This window comes from Rossellomorea marisflavi (assembly GCF_022170785.1).
Taxonomy (GTDB): Bacteria; Bacillota; Bacilli; order Bacillales; family Bacillaceae_B; genus Rossellomorea; species Rossellomorea marisflavi_B.
Genome location: NZ_CP081870.1, coordinates 565,286 through 584,829, shown reverse-complemented (window position 1 = coordinate 584,829; position 19,544 = coordinate 565,286). Strand labels below are relative to the sequence as shown.

General features: G+C 48.7%; 19 protein-coding genes. 4 read left to right on the top strand and 15 right to left on the bottom strand.

Translation table 11 applies throughout. The annotated features are described in order from the left end of the window. The first annotated feature begins 552 nt into the window (after nucleotides 1-552). Nucleotides 553-1,095 carry a GNAT family N-acetyltransferase gene (locus tag K6T23_RS03000; protein WP_238283563.1) on the top strand — a complete coding sequence of 181 codons (543 nt, stop codon included), beginning with the start codon at nucleotides 553-555 and terminating at the stop codon, nucleotides 1,093-1,095. 94 nt (nucleotides 1,096-1,189) lie between these two features. Here K6T23_RS03000 and K6T23_RS02995 read toward each other — a convergent pair whose 3' ends face one another. From K6T23_RS02995 to K6T23_RS02975, 5 genes are all read right to left on the bottom strand, one after another. Then, a complete protein-coding gene (locus K6T23_RS02995; protein ID WP_238283562.1) occupies nucleotides 1,190-3,133 on the bottom strand; it encodes a BglG family transcription antiterminator in 1,944 nt (647 codons plus the stop codon). Nucleotides 3,134-3,171: 38 nt separating this feature from the next. Continuing rightward, the gene (mngB, locus tag K6T23_RS02990; RefSeq protein ID WP_148985993.1) at nucleotides 3,172-5,802 is read right to left on the bottom strand and encodes a mannosylglycerate hydrolase; all 2,631 of its coding nucleotides are present in this window, start codon (nucleotides 5,800-5,802) and stop codon (nucleotides 3,172-3,174) included. Between the two features lie 91 nt (nucleotides 5,803-5,893). Continuing rightward, nucleotides 5,894-7,006 carry a PTS fructose transporter subunit IIC gene (locus tag K6T23_RS02985; RefSeq protein WP_056532911.1) on the bottom strand — a complete coding sequence of 371 codons (1,113 nt, stop codon included), beginning with the start codon at nucleotides 7,004-7,006 and terminating at the stop codon, nucleotides 5,894-5,896. Between the two features lie 19 nt (nucleotides 7,007-7,025). Then, the gene (locus K6T23_RS02980) at nucleotides 7,026-7,346 is read right to left on the bottom strand and encodes a PTS fructose transporter subunit IIB (protein ID WP_048006779.1); all 321 of its coding nucleotides are present in this window, start codon (nucleotides 7,344-7,346) and stop codon (nucleotides 7,026-7,028) included. A 5-nt stretch (nucleotides 7,347-7,351) separates the two neighbouring features. Then, nucleotides 7,352-7,810 carry a PTS sugar transporter subunit IIA gene (locus tag K6T23_RS02975; protein ID WP_079514742.1) on the bottom strand — a complete coding sequence of 153 codons (459 nt, stop codon included), beginning with the start codon at nucleotides 7,808-7,810 and terminating at the stop codon, nucleotides 7,352-7,354. A gap of 261 nt (nucleotides 7,811-8,071) precedes the next feature. Here K6T23_RS02975 and K6T23_RS02970 point away from each other — a divergent pair, with 261 nt between their 5' ends. Both K6T23_RS02970 and K6T23_RS02965 read left to right on the top strand, forming a co-directional pair. Further along, nucleotides 8,072-8,806 carry a VLRF1 family aeRF1-type release factor gene (locus K6T23_RS02970; RefSeq protein WP_238283561.1) on the top strand — a complete coding sequence of 245 codons (735 nt, stop codon included), beginning with the start codon at nucleotides 8,072-8,074 and terminating at the stop codon, nucleotides 8,804-8,806. Nucleotides 8,807-8,902: 96 nt separating this feature from the next. Then, nucleotides 8,903-9,190 carry a hypothetical protein gene (locus tag K6T23_RS02965; protein WP_056532899.1) on the top strand — a complete coding sequence of 96 codons (288 nt, stop codon included), beginning with the start codon at nucleotides 8,903-8,905 and terminating at the stop codon, nucleotides 9,188-9,190. A 157-nt stretch (nucleotides 9,191-9,347) separates the two neighbouring features. On the opposite strand, the gene K6T23_RS02960 is transcribed toward K6T23_RS02965, so the two are convergent. Beyond that, entirely contained in the window at nucleotides 9,348-10,148 is an 801-nt protein-coding gene (locus K6T23_RS02960; RefSeq protein ID WP_056532896.1) for an RDD family protein, read from the bottom strand. Nucleotides 10,149-10,249: 101 nt separating this feature from the next. On the opposite strand from K6T23_RS02960, the gene K6T23_RS02955 reads away from it, so the two are divergent. Continuing rightward, nucleotides 10,250-11,224 carry a stage II sporulation protein M gene (locus K6T23_RS02955; protein WP_056532893.1) on the top strand — a complete coding sequence of 325 codons (975 nt, stop codon included), beginning with the start codon at nucleotides 10,250-10,252 and terminating at the stop codon, nucleotides 11,222-11,224. Here K6T23_RS02955 and K6T23_RS02950 read toward each other — a convergent pair. The 9 genes from K6T23_RS02950 to K6T23_RS02910 form a co-directional block, all read right to left on the bottom strand. Then, a complete protein-coding gene (locus K6T23_RS02950) occupies nucleotides 11,204-12,538 on the bottom strand; it encodes a DUF58 domain-containing protein (RefSeq protein ID WP_238283560.1) in 1,335 nt (444 codons plus the stop codon). The genes K6T23_RS02955 and K6T23_RS02950 overlap by 21 nt on opposite strands. After that, nucleotides 12,513-13,439, bottom strand: a complete 927-nt coding sequence (locus K6T23_RS02945) for an AAA family ATPase (RefSeq protein ID WP_056532881.1) — start codon at nucleotides 13,437-13,439, stop codon at nucleotides 12,513-12,515. The genes K6T23_RS02950 and K6T23_RS02945 overlap by 26 nt, the downstream gene beginning before the upstream one ends. Next, nucleotides 13,436-14,560, bottom strand: coding sequence for a DUF4350 domain-containing protein (locus K6T23_RS02940; protein ID WP_238283559.1), 1,125 nt, complete (start codon nucleotides 14,558-14,560; stop codon nucleotides 13,436-13,438). The genes K6T23_RS02945 and K6T23_RS02940 overlap by 4 nt, the downstream gene beginning before the upstream one ends. Nucleotides 14,561-14,580: 20 nt before the next feature. Further along, entirely contained in the window at nucleotides 14,581-15,225 is a 645-nt protein-coding gene (locus K6T23_RS02935; RefSeq protein ID WP_142245819.1) for a DUF4129 domain-containing protein, read from the bottom strand. Nucleotides 15,226-15,247: 22 nt separating this feature from the next. Continuing rightward, nucleotides 15,248-16,180 (bottom strand): DUF7847 domain-containing protein, encoded by a 933-nt coding sequence (locus K6T23_RS02930; RefSeq protein WP_238283558.1) that lies wholly within the window; start codon nucleotides 16,178-16,180, stop codon nucleotides 15,248-15,250. Between the two features lie 229 nt (nucleotides 16,181-16,409). Beyond that, on the bottom strand, nucleotides 16,410-17,042 hold the full coding sequence (locus K6T23_RS02925; protein ID WP_142126398.1) for a response regulator: 633 nt from the start codon (nucleotides 17,040-17,042) through the stop codon (nucleotides 16,410-16,412). Beyond that, on the bottom strand, nucleotides 17,035-18,081 hold the full coding sequence (locus tag K6T23_RS02920; RefSeq protein WP_056532867.1) for a sensor histidine kinase: 1,047 nt from the start codon (nucleotides 18,079-18,081) through the stop codon (nucleotides 17,035-17,037). Before K6T23_RS02920 ends, K6T23_RS02925 begins: the two co-directional genes overlap by 8 nt. After that, nucleotides 18,078-18,809 (bottom strand): cell wall-active antibiotics response protein LiaF, encoded by a 732-nt coding sequence (gene liaF / locus K6T23_RS02915; RefSeq protein ID WP_056532863.1) that lies wholly within the window; start codon nucleotides 18,807-18,809, stop codon nucleotides 18,078-18,080. Before liaF ends, K6T23_RS02920 begins: the two co-directional genes overlap by 4 nt. Nucleotides 18,810-18,898: 89 nt before the next feature. Next, the gene (locus K6T23_RS02910; RefSeq protein WP_056532860.1) at nucleotides 18,899-19,543 is read right to left on the bottom strand and encodes a PspA/IM30 family protein; all 645 of its coding nucleotides are present in this window, start codon (nucleotides 19,541-19,543) and stop codon (nucleotides 18,899-18,901) included. Between the last annotated feature and the right edge of the window lies 1 nt (nucleotide 19,544).

Sequence of the window (19,544 nt, the reverse complement as noted above, 5' to 3'; positions counted from 1 at the left end):
AAGCACGGATAAGCCGGTCACTATTCCAAGCATTAGGGCATAGACCCACCCGAGGAGCATTTCCGGCAACCACACATGGTCAGGTCGAACGAAGGAATTTACGCGCATAGACGCTGAGAGAAATGGGAGGGTCCACCGCCATGTCGTATGTGGAGATCCAATAGTGCGATCATAAATTAGTACCTATTAATGGAAAAAAGACGCCAGGTTTCTTCAGACGCTTAGTGCGTTTCCATATATATTTAAATATGGATGAATTTATTCAAATGTGCCATGTCGCCTCTTTTGAACGCCTACGAAAACCTGAGAAAAACCTAGGAATACTAAGAACTACTGAATTTTCATGAGGGAGGCTCGACTTGCTCCCCGCGGAAAGCAAATCCCTGCAGCGAAAGGGAACGGACCCTACCCAAAGATACCCCCCCTACCAAGAATGCTTATCACCCAAACAAGGACTCTTTCACTTTTTATGGAATTATAAATAGAGGACACATCAACAATCGGCTAAAAAAGATCGAACCCAAAACCAGACCAGAAAGGAAGTGCATACGATTGACTCACGAAAGCAAACTCATCATCTCTCCATTAACCGATGATCTAATAGAAGACATTAACAAAACAAACGACCCCTTCAGAATATACGGCCGAGTCGTCCCCCGCTTACAATCCGGGAAGTGGTCCTACGAAGAAGTTCCTTTTGATGAAGAGACAGAAACGCGGTTCCCCGACGACCACCTTGAATGGGACCAGTATATCGACCGGGAGGACAAAAAAGTTTTCTTAGCTTATCTGAACGATTCCTGTATAGGGCAGATTCGAGTCGTGAAAGAGTGGAATCGATTCTGTTACATCGAAAACATCGCAACGAAACGAGAATACCGAGGCAGCGGTGTCGGAAAGGTACTCCTACATCAAGCAGAGGAATGGGCACGGGAACGAAGTCTTATAGGCATGTCCCTTGAAGCACAGGATGATAATCTCGATGCATGCAGATTTTACGTGAAACAAGGGTTCAAGCTGGGTGGAGTTGATACTCTAAAACAAGCGTACAACCCAAATATCGACGCCACTTTATACTGGTACAAGTTATTCTAAGGCACAAACAGACAGCCGTGAAGGATTCGGCTTTTTTCATGACTCACGCTAAAATGTAGAAACCACCCCGGGCATCAAAAACCGGGGTGGTCTCTTATTTATCCATGATGACGTTTGATAGGGCAACGAAATCTTCGAAAAAGCGGCACTTCAACAGCTCCTTGTACTTCTTGCTTTCGGTGAATTCGATGAAGAGATCATAGATTTTGGTTGCCTCTTCGTAGTTTTTGTTCCCCATGGCGATAAGGAACACGACACCTACTTCATGCCCATCATTCCATTCGACCGGGTGATCGAGGATGGCGATATTGATGATGGTTTCCTTGGCGATCAGTCCCAGCGGATGCGGTATGGCGATCCCTTTTCCAATCGCCGTGGAACCGAGGGACTCCCGTTCAAGAACCGATGCATGGAAATCGTGATCCACGAAGTCTTCTGCTTCCAACTGCTCACTCATGCTTTTCAGCAGGCTCTCCTTGTCCACCTTATCTTCTATGTGGCGGAACAGAATCGGTCTGAAATAGGTCGTGAGCATGGTCGATTTCAGGATCGACTCATTCATAATGGCTTCTACTTGCTTTGATTCATCCTCTGTCAGGAAAGGACTGACAATCGCCACCGGTTTGTTCTTTTTGGACAATTTCACTGTCGAGATGACGATGTCTTCACTGATGCTCTCCCGATGTTCATATTCATAAAGGGAAATGATATCCGTAATCACCAGGTCCCTGAACGTGGCACGCAGCTTCGTTTCCAGGAGACGGGCGGTGCCGAGTCCTGTCCCGCATACGATGAGTGCCACTTTTTTTCGGTCTGACTCGAGGAAGTACTTCCGCTCAAGGGCTGCCCCGATATGAAGGACGAGGTAGCCGAGCTCATCGTCGTTCACCGCGCTCGGAAATCGGTCCTGTACTCCCTTCACCGCCCCTAAAGTGACCTCATAGGCCACGGGATAGTTGATTTTGATATGATCCAGGAGAGGGTTCTTCATATTCATATTGAATCGGATCCGGTAGAACATGGCCTTGAGGTGAGAGATGAGATCCGATTTCAACTGGGTGTCGGATCGGAGGTCATAATGATGCCGCTTATAGATATACTCAAGCATATCCATGACGAGCTCATGTTGCTCATCTGCCATATAGTCTCCGTCCTTCACCTTTGGGCGCACCTTGCTCATGATCTGCAGCAGGAAGTAAATCTTCTCCGCATCGGAGAATTCGAGGGAGAATGTTTCCTCAAGTTCACTCACGATAGTTCCCGCCAATTGCTGATAGTCGACCGGTGCTTCAAATGTGGCAAACACTGAAATTGGGTGCTCTGTACGGATTCGTTCAATAGATATGGCTGTATGGATGATGAGATTTTCCAGAGCGATATCCGGCAGATTCAACGAGTGCTGCCTAAACGGAGCCGTCAGGATAGTGGAAATCTTCTCTAACTCCTTCATGTCAAAAAAGCGATGAAGGGCGCTGGCCCGACCGATTTCGGAGGAACCTTGTGATAGATTTTTCGCAAGGCAGAATCGGATGTTCTTTTCTTCCCCGTCCACTCTTACCCCGTGGCCCGGTTTTGACGACAGTTCCAGATGATACCCTGTCAGGATTCTGCGAACGTTTTTCATATCATTGTTCAACGTGGCCCTGCTGATGAACATCTGATCGGCCAGGTCTTCGAGCTTCGTGTATCCTTTTGATAATAAAAGGGATTTCAAGATGTTTTGAACGCGGTAGTCCGGGTCATCCTGCACCACGTTCTGGCGGTTGAATTGTTCACATAATCCATCAAACGCTTCTTTTTCCCATACCAGAAGGTGATATCCTTTCTGCCGCTCAAGGGCTATCTCTGCTCCATAGGGTGCAAGACTGTCATTGAGCTTTTTGATATCGGTTCTGATGGTGCGCGTGGAGACTTCAAAATGGGATGCCATCTCATCAGGCAGCCATCCATCCCTCTCCAGGAATGATTGAAAGATTCCGGCAAGGCGTTTATTCAAGAATAAATTCAATTGCATCTCCTCTTTTCGACTGCCACCCAACGTGAACAATCATAGGGGGGATACCCCTATGATTGCATTCATTTTATTACGTAGGTTTGAAGCTGACAGTGTGACAAGTCCGTGATGTTTTCCATAGTTGTTGTTTCGTTCAGGGCGACTGCTTCCAACGTGCGATTCTTTACATCGACCGTCGACTTTGAAGTCTCGTATGGATTGAAGCATCGCAGGATGTAAGCATCCGACCGTTCTGCTTTCTTGATGGCACTCACTGCAGCTGTGTGGTCAGGGCTGACTTCAAACAGGCTGTATTCCTTTTCATACTTCGCTTCTTCATCGCGATTCGAGAAGATCAAGCGCCCATTCAGGAAGTCTGCCAGTTGATACACCGCAAGCGGCGACAGGTACTCCTTCGCTGTCCTCACAAGCTCTGCATCATCAAAGCCGCCTGTATTCATCTGGTATGCAAAGGTGAACTTCAATTCACCGATCATTTGTGCATCCGGAGTTTCGATGATTTTCTCTCCAGAAGCACGACCAGGTCTGTATAGAAGATCTTCTTTGCCCATGTATCCGAACGTACGGAACAGGGTGAGGGCAATCGTGTCATAATGCTCGCCGATGATTTCATACTCACGGACTCCTTCTGTGAAGACCGTGAATCCATGCCCCTCATCATGCAAGTTCACGAAACTTTGCATCGGTTCGATGGAAATCGGCTTTTCCTGCCACTCTTCTTCTTCCCACACATCCAGCTCCGGAAGGGCAACTGGTCTCTTGATTATACCAAAAGGCTGATCTGCATAGGAGAACCTGGACGCAATATCCGTTGCGAATACTACGCGGAGACGATGGCTTAGTGCCTGGTTATCCAAGTCGACGTTAAAGTGGATAAGTGGATCTCCGGAACGAAGTGAAACCGTTACAGACAGAGGCATATCCACAGAGCATTTCCCATTGGCCCGTTCTTCCAAGTCACGTGGTACTTCCATCAACAGATTGATGTTCATGATTTCCTCTACGGCATTCCTTCCCACGTCCACCGTTCCGTCCGACCCGACAGAGCTGATGATCAGATCTTTGCGTGGCGGTGAGTAGTTGTATGAATCCCCATCGTCACCGTTTTCTTCGAAGATCATTTGATTTTTATAGACGCTTCCTGTCGGCTTATGCGTAATGGTCAGGGTGCAATCATCCTCAAATTGAATGCGGTAGTGGTCATTTTCAATCGCATCGACTTTTTCATTCGGCTGATCTCCAAGTTCGTTTTCTTGCAGGTCAAAGTAGAACTGCGAATATCCGAGGGACGGGATGTCATTGACTTTGACGACCAGTTTTGCTGCATATACCTTCTCAGGCAGATAGACTTTCTTGCTTGGATTGAGATAGATATGCTGATTGAGCACATAATCGGTCAGCTCGGTTTTTTCCTTGATCGTGAAAGGCAGCTGTTCACCGTTTACATCACGGATCGTGAATTCCTTCTCCGGAAGATAGGCGTCGAATTCCACAAACCCCTTCCGTGCATAAGGAAGCGCATTGAATACTGTGAAGGAGAAGGTTTCTTCTTGATTGATCTTCTGAGCAATCATGCGCATATGAAGCTCAAGGAGATTGTCCCCGAGATCCCGCGCCTGCTTGTACCGGAAGAAGACATCCTGATTGGTTGTATCACTGTTGCAACCACCAATGCTGTCATGGGCGGCATTTTCGAACATGAGCTTCCAGATCTCCGCTACAGTCTCATGAGGATAGTCGTGCCCGAGGGAATGGCTGATTGTGAGAACAGGCTCAAGGGTGTTCGTAATGAAGTTCTCGATTTGGTTGTTCAATTGCTTCAGGTCCGCCCTCGTCGAGAAGATGGTCTTATGGATCCGGCTGTGCTTCCCTTCTGTCAGTTCTCCTTCCAATACCGGCAGTGAAGTGGCGGATTCTTTGATTTCCTGGAGGAAGCGCTCTGGCTCGTTCAGGACATACTCACGGTCCTCATCGATTTCGTTGAATCGATTGATGAGCTCAGGCAGGTTTTTGCGGATCGGGGCCTGGTCGAAACCATTCGGGAAATAAACATGCTCCGTAGATGCTTTTGCTTCGAGCTTCCCGACTTGTTCATTGAGATACGGTAGAATATCGTCCTCGCCTTCAGGGATATTGCCTCCGTAGTAGTAACCGAATGGAATCTGAACAGCGAAGACTTCACTGCCATCTGATCCCTTCCAAGTAAACTCCGTTTGCTTCAGGCGATTATCGGCAACCCCTCTCCAGAAGAGGAATGTATCGATGCCGAACTGCTTGTAAATCTGGGGCATCTGAGCCGCCTGGCCGAATGCGTCGGGCACATAGCCGACAGCCATGGAGTGACCGAAAGATTCCGCAATGCTTTGACCGTAGTAAAGGTTCCGGACGATGGATTCGCCGGAAATGACAAGCTGGTCGGTTTGCGTATACCAAGGGCCGGTCATGATGCGCTTAGCTGCAATCAACGCTTCCAGTCTCTCCTTGTCTTCTGGATACCATTTCAAGTAATCATCAAGGAGTGATGCCTGCGCATCCAGCAGGTAGTACTTAAACTCTTCGTTGTTTTCAAGTGTTTCAAGAACTTCCTTCACCTGTTTAGCGAGATAGATTTTGGAACGGGACGTTGTGAAATACCACTCGCGATCCCAGTGTGTATGGGGAATGACGTGTACTTTTGTTTTTGCTTTCAACATGATGACCTCCTGAGGAGAAGAGATTCCTCTTCCTTTATGAGTGATCTTGGAAATAACCCTGTCACGGATCTCTCCGTGACAGGCGGTTGATTTATTCTAAAACGAGCTCGATCTCGTCCTCTTCTGTTGGTTTTGTCGTTTTGCTTGTTTTCACTTCTTCTTCGTCATTGAAGTTACCTAGGAGTACCGCACCGATTGCGATGATGAGGGCTCCACTGATTCCTCCGATCAAGTATGCGAACGGATTACCGATGGAGATGGCTCCGTAAAGACCACCGATCGGTGGCATCTTGTCAAAGGCCCCGAGCAGGATCGTGATGGCTGCACCAGCGGCACATCCGATCATATTGAGCGGAATCATCTTCAATGGGTTGCGGAGGGTGAACGGGATCGCCCCTTCCGTGATGCCGATCATCCCCATGATCCAGGCACCGTTCCCTGCTTCACGGAACGTTGCGTTGAATTTGCTTCTGCGGATGACGGTCGCAATCGCATAGCCGAGCGGCGGGATGCAGATTGCGATGTTGATCATGATGTTCGGAAGATAGATACCGGAAGCCAATAGGGCGTTCCCTGCCATCCAAGCTGCCTTGTTGACCGGTCCACCAAGATCGAAGCCGATCATGGCTCCGAGGATGACAGCTAGAAGGACTTTGTTCGTTCCGCTCTGGGTCATGCTATTGATCCAATCGATCAGCCCCTGATTCAGTGCACCCAGAGGTCCACCCAAGACAAGGGCCATGAGGATTCCCGTGAGACCGACGGTGATGAGTGGAAGGATGATCAACGGTACAGTGCTTGCCGCTGCTCCTTTGATCTGAACTTTGTTCTTAATGAGGATCGTGAGGTAACCGGCAAAGAATCCGGCAATCACGGCTCCAAGGAATCCTGCATTCGTACTGATGGCCAGGCTTCCACCGACAAATCCCGCGGCAAGTGCTGGCTTCCCGCCGATTGAATAGGCGATGTAAGCAGCAAGAATCACATTGAGGAGTCCGATTGCCGTCCAGCCGACTCCCTGGAAGAGGTACACATAATGCAGGAAGCCTGATGCGTCTGCATAATCATCGAGGTTGCTTACCCCGAATCCGAACCCGATCATTTTCGCAATGGCGACCACCAGTGATCCACCGATGATGATCGGCAGGGCGAACGATATACCTGTCATCAAGTGCTGTTTTGCTTCCGATAACCACTTTTTCATCTTAAGTCCCCCTTTGGCCCTATGCGTTTGCTTTTTGAACGGCTTCTACCGCTTTTTGAAGAACAAGCTCTGCTTTACTGACTGCCTGACCAATTTTCACCCGCACGATGCGTTTGCCTTCGAAACGTTCCATATCTTCAATCGCCTTATCTGCTGCGATGATGACGAAATCTGCTTCCGATGCTTCCAACGGGGTGATTTCATTTACTTTCCCTAGGGCTCCCTGTTGCTCGATCTTCACATCATACCCAAGCTTCACTCCTGCTTTCTCCAAGGCTTTCGCTGCCATCGGTGTATGGGCCAATCCTGCAATACATGATGTTACGCCTACGATTTTCATAGCGGTCACGCTCCTATTTGATTAGTAAAATACTGATAAAATTCTTCTGCTGTCTCGAGGCTCTCCAGCTTCTCTTTGAATTCATCTTCCAATAGATTCGTTGCCAGGGAAGCGATGACTTTCAAATGGAGATTCTCCAGATTACTGCTCGGCATGAGGATCCCGAAGACGTACTTCACGTCCTTTCCGTCCAGAGAGTCCCAGTCCACTTCATTCTTTAAGCGGATGAAACAAATCCTTGCCTCCATGACGGCGTCGCTCTTCGTGTGGGGCAGGGCGACGGATTCTGATAGTCCGGTGGAATATTCCTTCTCCCGCTGCCAAAGATCCCTCACCAATGCTTCTTTGTTATCTGTTATGTTGAATTTGACCGATACATCGCCGATGAAGTTCATGATATCTTCTTTCGTTTTGAACTCCTGTTCCAGGAAGATCAGCTCCGGTGATAGTAGCAATTGTGTCACCCCTCATATTGTTGTCGTTTGCTTATGAATCTATCATAATGAAATCGCTATCATAGATGAATATAAAGAATTTCCAAAACAATCGGAAAAAATGTACACGAAAGATTTGACACACTATTTACATACAAATTCACCTATATATGTTTAAAGTAGTTCCCCTCCGTTTAAATACATACCATACACTGCTTAAAGGAGGAGTACCATGAGTTTCCCAAAACTGATGAATAAGTTGGAGAACCTGCACCTGCACACCCCGATAAGATGCTGACCGTGTACTTGAATACTGACCGGAGCGATCCCGATCAGCAGGGTGGAGAATGGAAAATCGCCTTGAAGAACGGATTCAACCGGCTCGGGGAATACCTGGAGAGCGCCCCTGAAGAACAGGAACGTTTGAAGGATCTCCGTCCGAAAGTCGAAGAATATGTGCACAGCAAGGAGCGTGAACTGCCCCGGAGCTTCATTTTTTTCGCCTCCCGGGACAGCGGCATCTGGGAAGCCATCGAGCTTCAGGTGCCGGTGGAGACCAACTTCTATTGGGAAGAAGATCCTATGCTTGACGGTCTGAAGGACCTGCATGAATCCTACCCTCATACAGGTCTTATCCTCATACAGCAAAATCAGGTCAAGATCCTGACGTCTGCTTTCGGCAACCTCTTATCGAACGAATCCATGGAGTTCGATCTCGACACCGATGACTGGCGGAAATATGAAGGTCCACACCACGCAGACGCCAGCATGGGAAGTTCCAAGTCGAACCAAAAAGAAGAGTTCGAAAACCGGGTCAAGGCCAACCAGCAGCGCTGGTGGAAGAGTCTCGCCAGTATGCTCGATAAAAAAGCAGCTGATGAGAAGTGGGAACGAATCGTCCTTGTCGGCAACAAGGAAGAAGCAGCCGTGCTGGAGGAAAACATGAACAAGGAAGTACATGAGACAATCGGAAAGAATCTCCTCAATGAAAATGAACATCACGTAATCGAAAAAATCCTCGCGTAGAACGGAAAGATCCCGCCGGAAACCGGCGGGATCTTTCATTCTTTCATGCACATCCGCCCACTCCATTCATACACTGAAAACAGGAGGTGTGCGCCTGTGTTATCACGAATTAAATGGTTATCTTTTTCAATCGAGCTTTTCTTGGCCGTACCGATTTTCGGAAATCTTGCCGGTGAATCCATCCCGTATCTTCTCTGTCTCATTTCCCTGTGGCACCTGGGAGTATTCTTCATTTCCCGATCGGATGACCAGCCCGTTCTCGGAAGTGTGTTTGGAATCATCGCTTCCTTCCTTAATTTCTTCCCTGTCATCCGGCTTATCGCCCATGCCATCACTGCGATTGTCCTCATTTTTGAAATTCAAAAGGCTCCTGGTATGGAGTGATCAACTCAAAAAATGGAGAATAATGGTTTCATTATTCTCCTCCAAAGTAAACCTACATAACGGGAGACTTCAGGGTCTTCCCTCCATGCAACACGGGGATCCCCCACTCCGACACAATAAAAAAGCCCTATGCAGTGAAACTGCATAGAGCCCTCTTCTATAATTCATATTCCCACTCATCTCGAAGTTTCAAATAAAGGATCAGCAACGTATTCTCTAGCTGCTCATACGTCTTCTGCTCCTTGCTCAATTCAAGCTTCGGAAACAAAACGGTGGCGATCTTCTTCGTCAGCTCGTTCCTTTTCTCGAGGGGCAGATTGGTGAAGCGTTCTGCGTACCCTTTCAACAAGGTCCAATCCCTCTCATTCAGCTGCTTCATATTCCATTCCTCGATCTTAAGATCTTCACTCTTGAGATTCCTTCTTTGAATCTCCTTGTCCAGCCTGCTCATCCGCTTACTCTTAGCCCTTCGCTCATGAACCACGATCGTTCCCGCAACGAGGTCTCCAAGACGTTTATGTTTGGGATGGGCATACACCATGATCATTCCCAGTACATAGTAAGCAGGCAGTTGATCGATGATCCTCATCAAGTTCCGGATCACTGAAGAAAGAAGCGTGATACGATGGCCATTCTCCTGCATCACATGGATGCCGAGTATCTTTTTCCCGATGGTCTTACCGTTCCAAAAGTACTCAAGACCGGCAAAGTATCCCCAGTTAAGGATGAACATCACGATCACCACGCCCAAAATCAGATAAGGCGATACAGATCCAAGACCTAAATACATATCGAATCCCCATACGCCTAAGAATGTGATGAACAGGATCAAAAGAGCGACGACGGTGATGATTGCCTGATCGATGATGAGGGCCGCCGCCCTGCTTCCAAGTCCCGCCGGCTCAAATTTGAGGGAAACGTATTCGGGGGTTTTGACTTCCACTTTTTCTTCCATCATGAAAATAACCTCCTTTCTATTGAATTTCATGCGAAACAGTTTCTATTTTTTCCTAAAATTACTATAATAAGAGGTATCATTACCGACAGGAAGGTGTGCTCATGAACGTCAAACAGTTCGTTAAACAACATAGGGAAGACTGGAAACGCCTTGAAGAGTTGGTGACGGTCCTCCAGAAAAAGAGAAATGCCTCCGGGGATGCCATCCGGCGCTTCAATAAGCTCTATCAAAAGGCGGCCCAGAATCTCTCATACAGTCAGACCTATTATCCGAAAGAAGATGTTACTCAATACTTGAACGGCCTTGTATCCCAATCCCATAATCTGTTATACAATGACCAGCTATCGAGCGGAAAGCAGGTACGCCGATTCTTCTCCACTACGTTCATCGGACTGCTCCTTGAACAGTGGAAAGCTGTTGTTATCGCCATGGGACTGTTTTTCCTGGGAGCAGCAGGGGCGTTCATCGCCGTCATCGGCGACCCCCTCGCCGCTTATTCCATCCTGCCTGACAGCATGGCCCAAACCGTCGATCCTTCTTCAACCGGTGAAATCGATGGAAATGTGGACTCCCCGACCATGTCGGGAGCCATCATGACGAATAATATCCAGGTTTCCTTCCTTGCATTCGCAGGCGGCATCACGTTCGGTCTGTTGACAACCTATGTGCTGATCTATAACGGCATCCTCCTTGGAGCCCTTGCTGCCGTGTTTACCAATGCCGGACACACCTATGAATTCTGGGCGTACATCCTCCCTCATGGAATGATCGAGCTTACAGCGATTTTCATCGCCGGCGGTGCAGGGCTTCTCATGGGGTATAAACTTTTTGTACCCGGCACCCTTTCAAGGGGCTATCATCTAAAGGTGCAGGCCAAACGATCGGTCCAGCTCGTTCTCGGAACGATTCCGCTGTTCATCATCGCTGGCCTCATCGAGGGATTCATCACACCGGCAGCGATTCCCCTGTCAGTGAAATATGGAATCGCCCTGGTGACCGTTCTGGGACTCATCCTTTATGTCGCCATCGGAAAGCTCCTTTTAGGAAGAAACAGATTACAAGAGACCTCTGTTTAACACATCAATATAATGGGAAACGGCCGTTGAAGCCAGTTTCTCCTCACGGGCCTCCAGCATATGGAGGCCTTGTTTTTCCCATTTTATCTTTTCTTTTCTCTTCTCCATGATTTGTTGCTGCGCCATGCTCTTGATCATGGTCGCCTTCACATTGGCAGGCTCATCCTTGCTCCTATTTATGACCGTCTCATCTTCCACTCCGATTGTCAGGAATAAATGCTGCCTTCTCAAACGTTGGAAATGAAAGAGGAGACTATCTTCATTCAAGAATGTGTGCACATCACTGAATAAGAGAAGGAGACTGCGCTTTCGCTGCACCGACTGGATATGCTGGAACACAAGGGCATAGTTTGATTCTGCCGCATCCACTTGAAGCGAGTAGATCTGCTCCAGGATCGTCTGCATATGCCCCATTCCTTTTGCCGGCGGAACATATACTTTGATTTCCCGACTGAAGCCAATGACGGATACATAGTCACCGTTCTTCAATGCAGCCGCCGCTACGGTCATGGCAGCTTCGAGTGATTTCTCCAGCCGATTCCCTTTTTTCAATTCTGCCCCCATCATCCGTCCGCAATCGATGAGGATCGTGATGTACTTCCCGTGTTCCGGTTCATACTCATTGGTCATGACTTCCTGGAGCTTGGCTGTCTGCCGCCAGTTGATCATACGAGGGTCATCGCCCGTAACATATGTCCGGATCTTAGCAAACTCGCCGGACCCGCTCTTTTGTTTCCTGATTTTCTGCCCTTCATACATAAGGTACTGCTGGGCGTCTTCGAGAACCTTCCTCGTCTCTGTAAGATCCGGAATGACTCGAACCGCGTCGTCCGTTTCAAATGTCTTCTGCTTTGCCCATAGTCCCAATCGGCTCCTGTAGCGAAGGTAGATACGACTAAGATTGTAATCACCCCGGACGGGCGCAATCATGTTATAGCTTCCGCTTAAACTGCTGGAAGCCGGGATTTTCCCTTTCAGGGGGAAACGCGCCTCAAACACTTGCGGGAGCCCGTCCTTCAGTTCGATGAGCATCTCATGATGGGAAGCGTTATGGATGTGAAGGTCCACTTTATATTCCAGCCCCCGTTCCAGCTGATTCTCAATCTGCCTTGACATCCCCACCTCTTTCTTCTTAGGTGATAGAAGGAGATCGCACAGGCTGAGACCGATCAGGAGTGCATCGATGAGGAAAACAAGTGGCCACGGCAGACCGAATCCCCCCGCTACGATCAGGAGGATTGAAGCAATACCGAGTACGATTAGAAGTTTTCCTGTCGGAAGGACCCCCTTATCTTGGAACAGTAACCGACCCAACAAGTTCCTGGATGATTTGGTCAACGGTCAATCCCTCCAATTCTACATGCGGGGATAGCTGGATCCTGTGCCTTAGAGCTGGTTTTGCTACAATCTTAACGTCATCCGGAGTCACGTAGTCCCTCTCCTGAAGGTATGCCCATGCCCGTGCAGCCCGCGCAATGGAAATGGCGGCACGTGTACTTGCTCCGAAGCGGATCGATTCCGTCTCACGGGTACGCCGGACGATTTGCATGATGTAATCCAGTACGGCATCGTTGATGGTCACCCCTTCTATTTCATTCCTGATGGAGAGGAAGGTGGCCAGGTCCATGACCGGTGCATCTGACTCTGTGCGGATCCCGGCAATCACCTGGGCCAGCACTTGTTTCTCTTCTGCAAATGCAGGGAAGTCAATATCGAGCTTGAAGAGGAATCGGTCCTGCTGGGCCTCCGGAAGAGGATACGTCCCTTCGAACTCCAACGGGTTCTGCGTTGCAACGACGAAGAATACTTCTTCGAGGGTATACGTCTTCCCTTGGATGGTGACCTGTTTCTCCTCCATCGCTTCCAACAGGGCAGCCTGGGTCTTTGCTGGTGTCCGGTTGATTTCATCCGCTAATAGGATGTTCGTGAAAATCGGTCCCTTCAGAGTCTGGAAGGAGCTTTCTTTCATATTGTAGATGGTGCTCCCCGTAATATCGCTCGGGAGAAGGTCCGGGGTGAACTGGATCCTGTTGAATCCTCCGCCGATCAGTCTTGCCAGCGTCTTCACCATCTGTGTCTTACCCGTACCCGGCACACCTTCCACGAGGACATGTCCTCCTGCCAGTACAGCAGATAGCAATAATCTCAGGTTCGTAGATTGACCGATGATTCTCTCTTCATATTTACTCAATAGGACGTTTATCTCTTGATTCATAGATCCTCCACCTCTTTCCTCAATTCGTCAATCACTTGTGACCACTTTACGTATTCCACTTGATCCAACCTTGCTCTCTGCAGGACGACCGGAAGCCCCTCTGTGATCGCCATGATCTTCTTATCCGGGAGAAGCTTGACCCTTCGCTTCAGGGAATCCTGTATATCCGGCCACTCTTTTGATGTGGGGATGCCCCAGCGGTCTTGAAGGGATTGCCTGACATAGTCCGCCTGCATTTGGAGGGATTCCTTATAGAGCTTTCTCCTTATGTACCATGAGCCCAGTGCCCGGATCCGTTCATCGCTGAACCTGACTGTTTCCTCTCTGACCGTTTCAATGGGGCCGAATCGTTTCCCTTTCAGCCAGAGCCAGAGGATGGTCAAGATGATGACCTGCAACAAGAAGATGAGCATCCACTGCGGATACACCAGTACATCCCGCAGTCCTGAAGTGCCGTAGTGATAGTACTCATCAAACAGGATGGCCTCTTTATCATCGGCACCTGCTTCTCTCAGGAGGGTCAGGAGAATGGGAAGATGTTCCTTCTTCAGGATCGTGTTGTTGATGAACCACTGTGGATTTGTCGAGACAATGAGTTCGCCGTCACCAAATTCGCGCTTCGTCGCAACGGCTCCTTCCCGATCACTCAGCAGAACTACATCGTCTTCCGGTATGATCCTTACATTCGATAGCTCGCCTGTTCTGAAGAGTCTCTGCCCCAGACTGACATTGTTTGTAAACTGGTCGGTATACTCCGTTTCGATTCCGAATAATCCATCCGGGTCTTCTTTGATGAGCAGGATGGTATTCCCTCTTTCCATGAACTCCTCATACCCTTGGATTTCCTCCTGGGTGGGGAAAGAAAAAGGTTCGATCATGATCAGCAGCTGATCCGACCCATCCGGAAGACGGTCAGAAGGCAACTCCCACCGCGATACTTCCGGTGCTTCCTGCCCAAGGTACGTATAAAGCGCTTTTGTTCCTGTCGGGGAGGGTGATTCGGAAAGGAACGGCTTATAGTCCTTCGGCTTATCTCCTGATAGGAGGATGCCCGCCGTCAGGAATAGTGCGATGGCAACGGCAAATCCGATCCATCCTTTAAGATTTGACAATCGTTTCAATGCTCTTTCCTCCCTCCCTTTTAGCCCTCATGTGCCTTGTCTTTCATAAGCTCGATCGCCTCATCTCGGAATGAGGCGTATTCCTCGGCATCTACTTCACGTTCCCCGTATGCCACTTGATCAAAGACGATCGCCAGCCTGTAAAAGCGATCAGCCCATTCCTTATTGACCTTTCTCAGCTCATCATAGTAGTCCCAGTTCGTCTTCCATACCATCGCCTTCAGCCATTCCCTTTCATGGAAATAGAGCAGGAGGGCGAGGAACATATGACGCGTTGCCTGAGAATGATTGCCTGAGGCGGCAAGTGACTCGGATTCTTTCATATGCCTCTCGTACGACCATTCCAGTTCGTTCATGGACTGGAGCGGCTTGCGCTCGTTCAGCTTCCTTCTTTTCACCTTCCTGCTTATCAGCACTATGGTGATGACCACCAGCGCAATGATGAGACAGGCGATGATACCGATCAAAATGATGGAGGATGCCCTTGCTGTCGGCTCCACAGCTGGAAATATGGCCTCGATTGCCTTGGCAATCGCCTCAAGTGCTTTATCCCAAAGTTCGCTGAAGAAACCCGGATCCTTATGATAGGCCTGATATTCCGGATCATTCAGGATATCTTCCAACTGATCACGTGCTTTCCCTTCATTCAACAATCCGTTCCTCACCTACTTCCTATCATACTTCCAATCAGACCGTCTCATATTCATCGATTAATTGATCAAGGTCGTCCCCATCATTACGTATTTTCAAGTCGAAATAGATAATGGCATACCCGACTGAAATAATCATCGTTGTGAATAGGGTGACAAGGTTGACGACAAGTTGATATACTACGCTATTCCCAAGGAAGATTCCCAGCGTCAGTGGCAACACCCCAGTGATGACACCCACGATCAATGCATAGATCACGAACAATCCTACGATGGTCCAAGTACGTCTTTTCGTCAGGTGCCAGCTTCGTCCAAGCCCCGGCGCACTGCCCTTTTCCATGGCGGAGATAGCGACACCGAAGCCCCAACGCACCATAAAATACAAAACTCCGACGAAGAGGGCGGTGAATAATACGATGCTCATCATGATTCCTATAAAAGGATGGACGAGAGTGCCAAACGCAATTAGGAAAGCGATAATGATCATAGGAATAATCATCATCCCACCCCCGATGAGAGAAATGAGAAGGGTGCTACCGAGAAGGGGGCCGTAACGTGAAAAACCTTCCTTAAGAATCTGCTTATAGGTGAAGCTCTCCCCCTTCCGGATATGATCAACGGCAAAGATGATCGCACCCTGGGCAGCCGGATAGATCAAAAACGAGACAAGGGTAACCAAACCGAGAAGTAGCGACCCGATTAGATCGCCAGGAGTTATAGCTTCCTCTTCCGCCGCGATATCATTAGCCCAGCTTTCAAATCCAGCACCGCTGAAGATTTCGGGTCCTACTGATACTTCTTTCAGGAAGCTCGTTCCCATCATCAGGCTGATGAGTGCCTCCAATAGGAAAAACGGACCGACCAGCGTCAGGAATACGAGGAAAAACGTTTTAAAATGCTGTTTACTCAGGCGGAACGTTTGATCCAGGATTTGTCCGAACCCCTTTGGTTTATTTAAAGAACCATTCATTTCTTTCACTCCTAATCTTTCTTTTTTTGACAATATACCGCCTATTTTATCATTTCCTGCCTGTCTTTTGACGAAATATGGCTAATTTCCTCCGTTTATACTAATATTACCATCTACCCTTCTCAGATATATAGTTTCAACCCGGCGGAAATGCAAAAAAATGTGAAACAACTAAAAAAAGACCCTTCCGGCAGGATCTTCTCCCTGTCGGAAACGTCTTTTCCCATGGCTATCTGGCCAGATCGTGTTTGAATGCATAGATGACTGCCTGTGTCCGGTCCTGTACATCAAGCTTCGATAGGATATTGCTGACATGGGTCTTGACCGTCTTCAATGCGATGAAGAGCTCATCGGCAATCTCTTGATTCGTCTTGCCCTGAGTCATCAACAGAAGGATTTCAAGCTCCCTGTTCGTCAGCTCCTCATGGGGATGGCTGACGGTCTTCTGCCTCATCCGGGTCATCATCTTCCCCGTCACTTCAGGCTCAAGGATTGATTGACCGGCATAGGTCTTCCTGACGGCTTCCGCAATGTCGCTCGCCTTGGACGTTTTCAGCATGTAGCTGACCGCACCCGCTTCAAGGGCAGGATACACTTTGTCATCATCCAGGAAGCTTGTGACGATGATGATCTTTGCTTCCGGCCACTGGGAGACGATATTTTTCGTGGCTTCGATGCCGTCCATCCCTTTCATGACGAGATCCATCAAGATGATGTCCGGTCGCAGCTCCAATGCCATTCGGACCCCTTCACTGCCATCGGATGCTTCTCCGACGACTTCGATATCCGGCTGCGCTGACAGATAGGCGGATACACCGATCCTCACCATTTCATGGTCATCAACAAATACTACCTTAATCATGACTATCCCCTTCCTTCTCCACAACAGGCACCTTGACTTCCAGACTTGTGCCTTTACCCGGTACACTGATGATTTTGACCGTGCCCCCGATTTCCAGGGCTCGTTCTTTCATATTCTGAAGTCCATAGGAGCTTGTCACCTTGGACTCGTTCACATCGAATCCCTGACCATCATCCACAACCCTCAAGATGATCATGGATTCACGGATGATCAACCGGACATCAAGGCTCGCCGCCTTTGCATGGCGCAGGGTGTTGGATACGGATTCCTGCAAGATCCGGAATAGATGGTCCTCCACTCCTTTATCAAGATCCATCTCCTCCACCTTCCACTGGATATCAAGAGGCATCTTCTGGGCCAGCTCCACAAGGAGTTCTTCCATTCCCTGCTGAAGGGTCTTCCCTCTCAGGGCTACAGGACGAAGATGGAGAAGAAGCGCCCGCATCTCAAGCTGGGATTGCTGGATCGTCCTTTCCACCATATCAAGCTGCTTCTGTTCCCCCGGAGAGCGGGATTCAGAAGGGGTCTCCGCTATGGCAGACATAAGCATGGAGGCTGCGAACAATTGCTGGCTGACAGAGTCATGAAGTTCCCTCGCCAGCCGATTCCTCTCCTCCGATACGATTTCCTGGACACGTTTTTCCGACTCTTCCGCTTTTTGCGTGGCAAGCTTCTGTGAGGTCCTTGCCTGCTCTGAAAGCTGCGTCCTTAAATCATCGGCTTTTCTCAGCACATGGTAGAGCTCTCCTCCATCATCCTTAATTTGCACAGGCTTCCCTTGCTTGGCCAGAAGGAGCGCCTCTTCAATTTCCCTGAACTGCTGCTTCTGTCCCAAGCCCGTTTTCACACCGAATGCCCCCCCGATGATCAAACAAACGAACAAGATGAACCCCACCCCGGGAATATCCATGATTTCCACTTCAAGGAGCAGAGCCCAATCAGATAGGGGGAAAAGATAAAAATAGCCTGCCGTGACAAGGATGAAGAGTCCCAGTGATAACAGAATACTGCGTATGACCTGCTTTCCTACGCTGCTCATGTCCGTTTCACCTCGAGATCCCCCACCCACATAGATATGACTACCTTCACTTTTTGCGGGGCTTCCTCGTAGCCTGGTGTTTGATAATAGAGGGACTCATTGAAAACCCGGGGTTCCTGATGCTCGAATACTTCAATCGCTCCCGCCAGGACGGAGTGATGGATGCTCACTTCCACATCATAAGGAACCAGGATTTCAACGCTCCCCAGGATGTTCCTTACCGTCACAACTGACGTTCCTTTCGGCAGGTACGTATTCCCGAGATCGATGACCGTATCACCGATGATTCCCTGAACATTGATATCTTCCCACTCGTAGACCCCCTCAGGCGTCTTCTTGCGACCGAACCATTCGTTTTGGATGGCTGCCCGTTTTAGCACGACGGGAGCCTTCAAGGGCGGAGCTCCTTCCTTAAATGATGGTTGCACCATCTTAGGCGATTTTTTCGAGTCGGCATAGCGGAAGATCACATAGAGCAATAGGGCAAATAGCGAGAACTTGAAGGCCACGGTGTTGAAAATATTGACCACGAGGACGATGATCCCGAACCACATGAGAAGCCTCCCCGATTTGCTCGGCAGCTTCTTTCTTCCAAGATAGATGCAGAAGGCTGCGATGCAAAGGAAGATGAGAACACCTCCATCAAAAAAAGACACCTCAAGGAACAGTAATAATATCCCGATCAAGATGATCCAGCTGATGCCGTCGGTTCTAAGTCGATTGATCAAAGCATTCCCTCCTTCCCTTGTCTATCAATCGGAAAGGGGGTGACCCGATTCGGGCAACCCCTTTTTCACTATGATTAGAATACCATGTTTTATGAAGCTGTTTCTTCTTTTTTCGTTTCTTTTTCCAATTGTGCGATCTTGGCATCGATGGTCGAGCGGTAGTACGAGTTTTGGACTCCATGCTCCAACCGATCAAGATACTGTTCGATCTCATCAAACTTGGAGAAACGACCATCCGTATATCCCGCAGACGGATCCAGTACAGTATTGACCTTGCTCTGGGCACGGGCAATATTCTCCCTTCCCATGAGTTCCATGCGTTTGATGTACATATCCTTCAGTTTGTGTTTCATCTCTTCATATTTTCGCTCCAGATCCTGAAGATCCTTTTCAGCCTGAGCTGCAGATTCAGCAATTCTCATTGCCCTTTCTTCATAGAAAGCCTGCTCCTGAACGGCAAACTGATGAAGCTCAGTTTCTCCTGCGTTCCCTGCCACCTCTGCCTGATGCTTACGCTTTTCTGCAAGGGATAGAGCATGATGATGCTCTTTCTTGAACTCTTCCTTCAGCGTGTACTGGCGCTCCATCAGCTTCTGGACTTTTTCTACCTCTTGCTCACACTGTCTCAAGTACTGGTTGAGCACAGCGATCGGATTCTTCTGTTCCTTTTTATCGATGACTTCGTGGATATCGGACATGACGGTATGTTTGATTCGTTGAAATAAGTTTCCCATT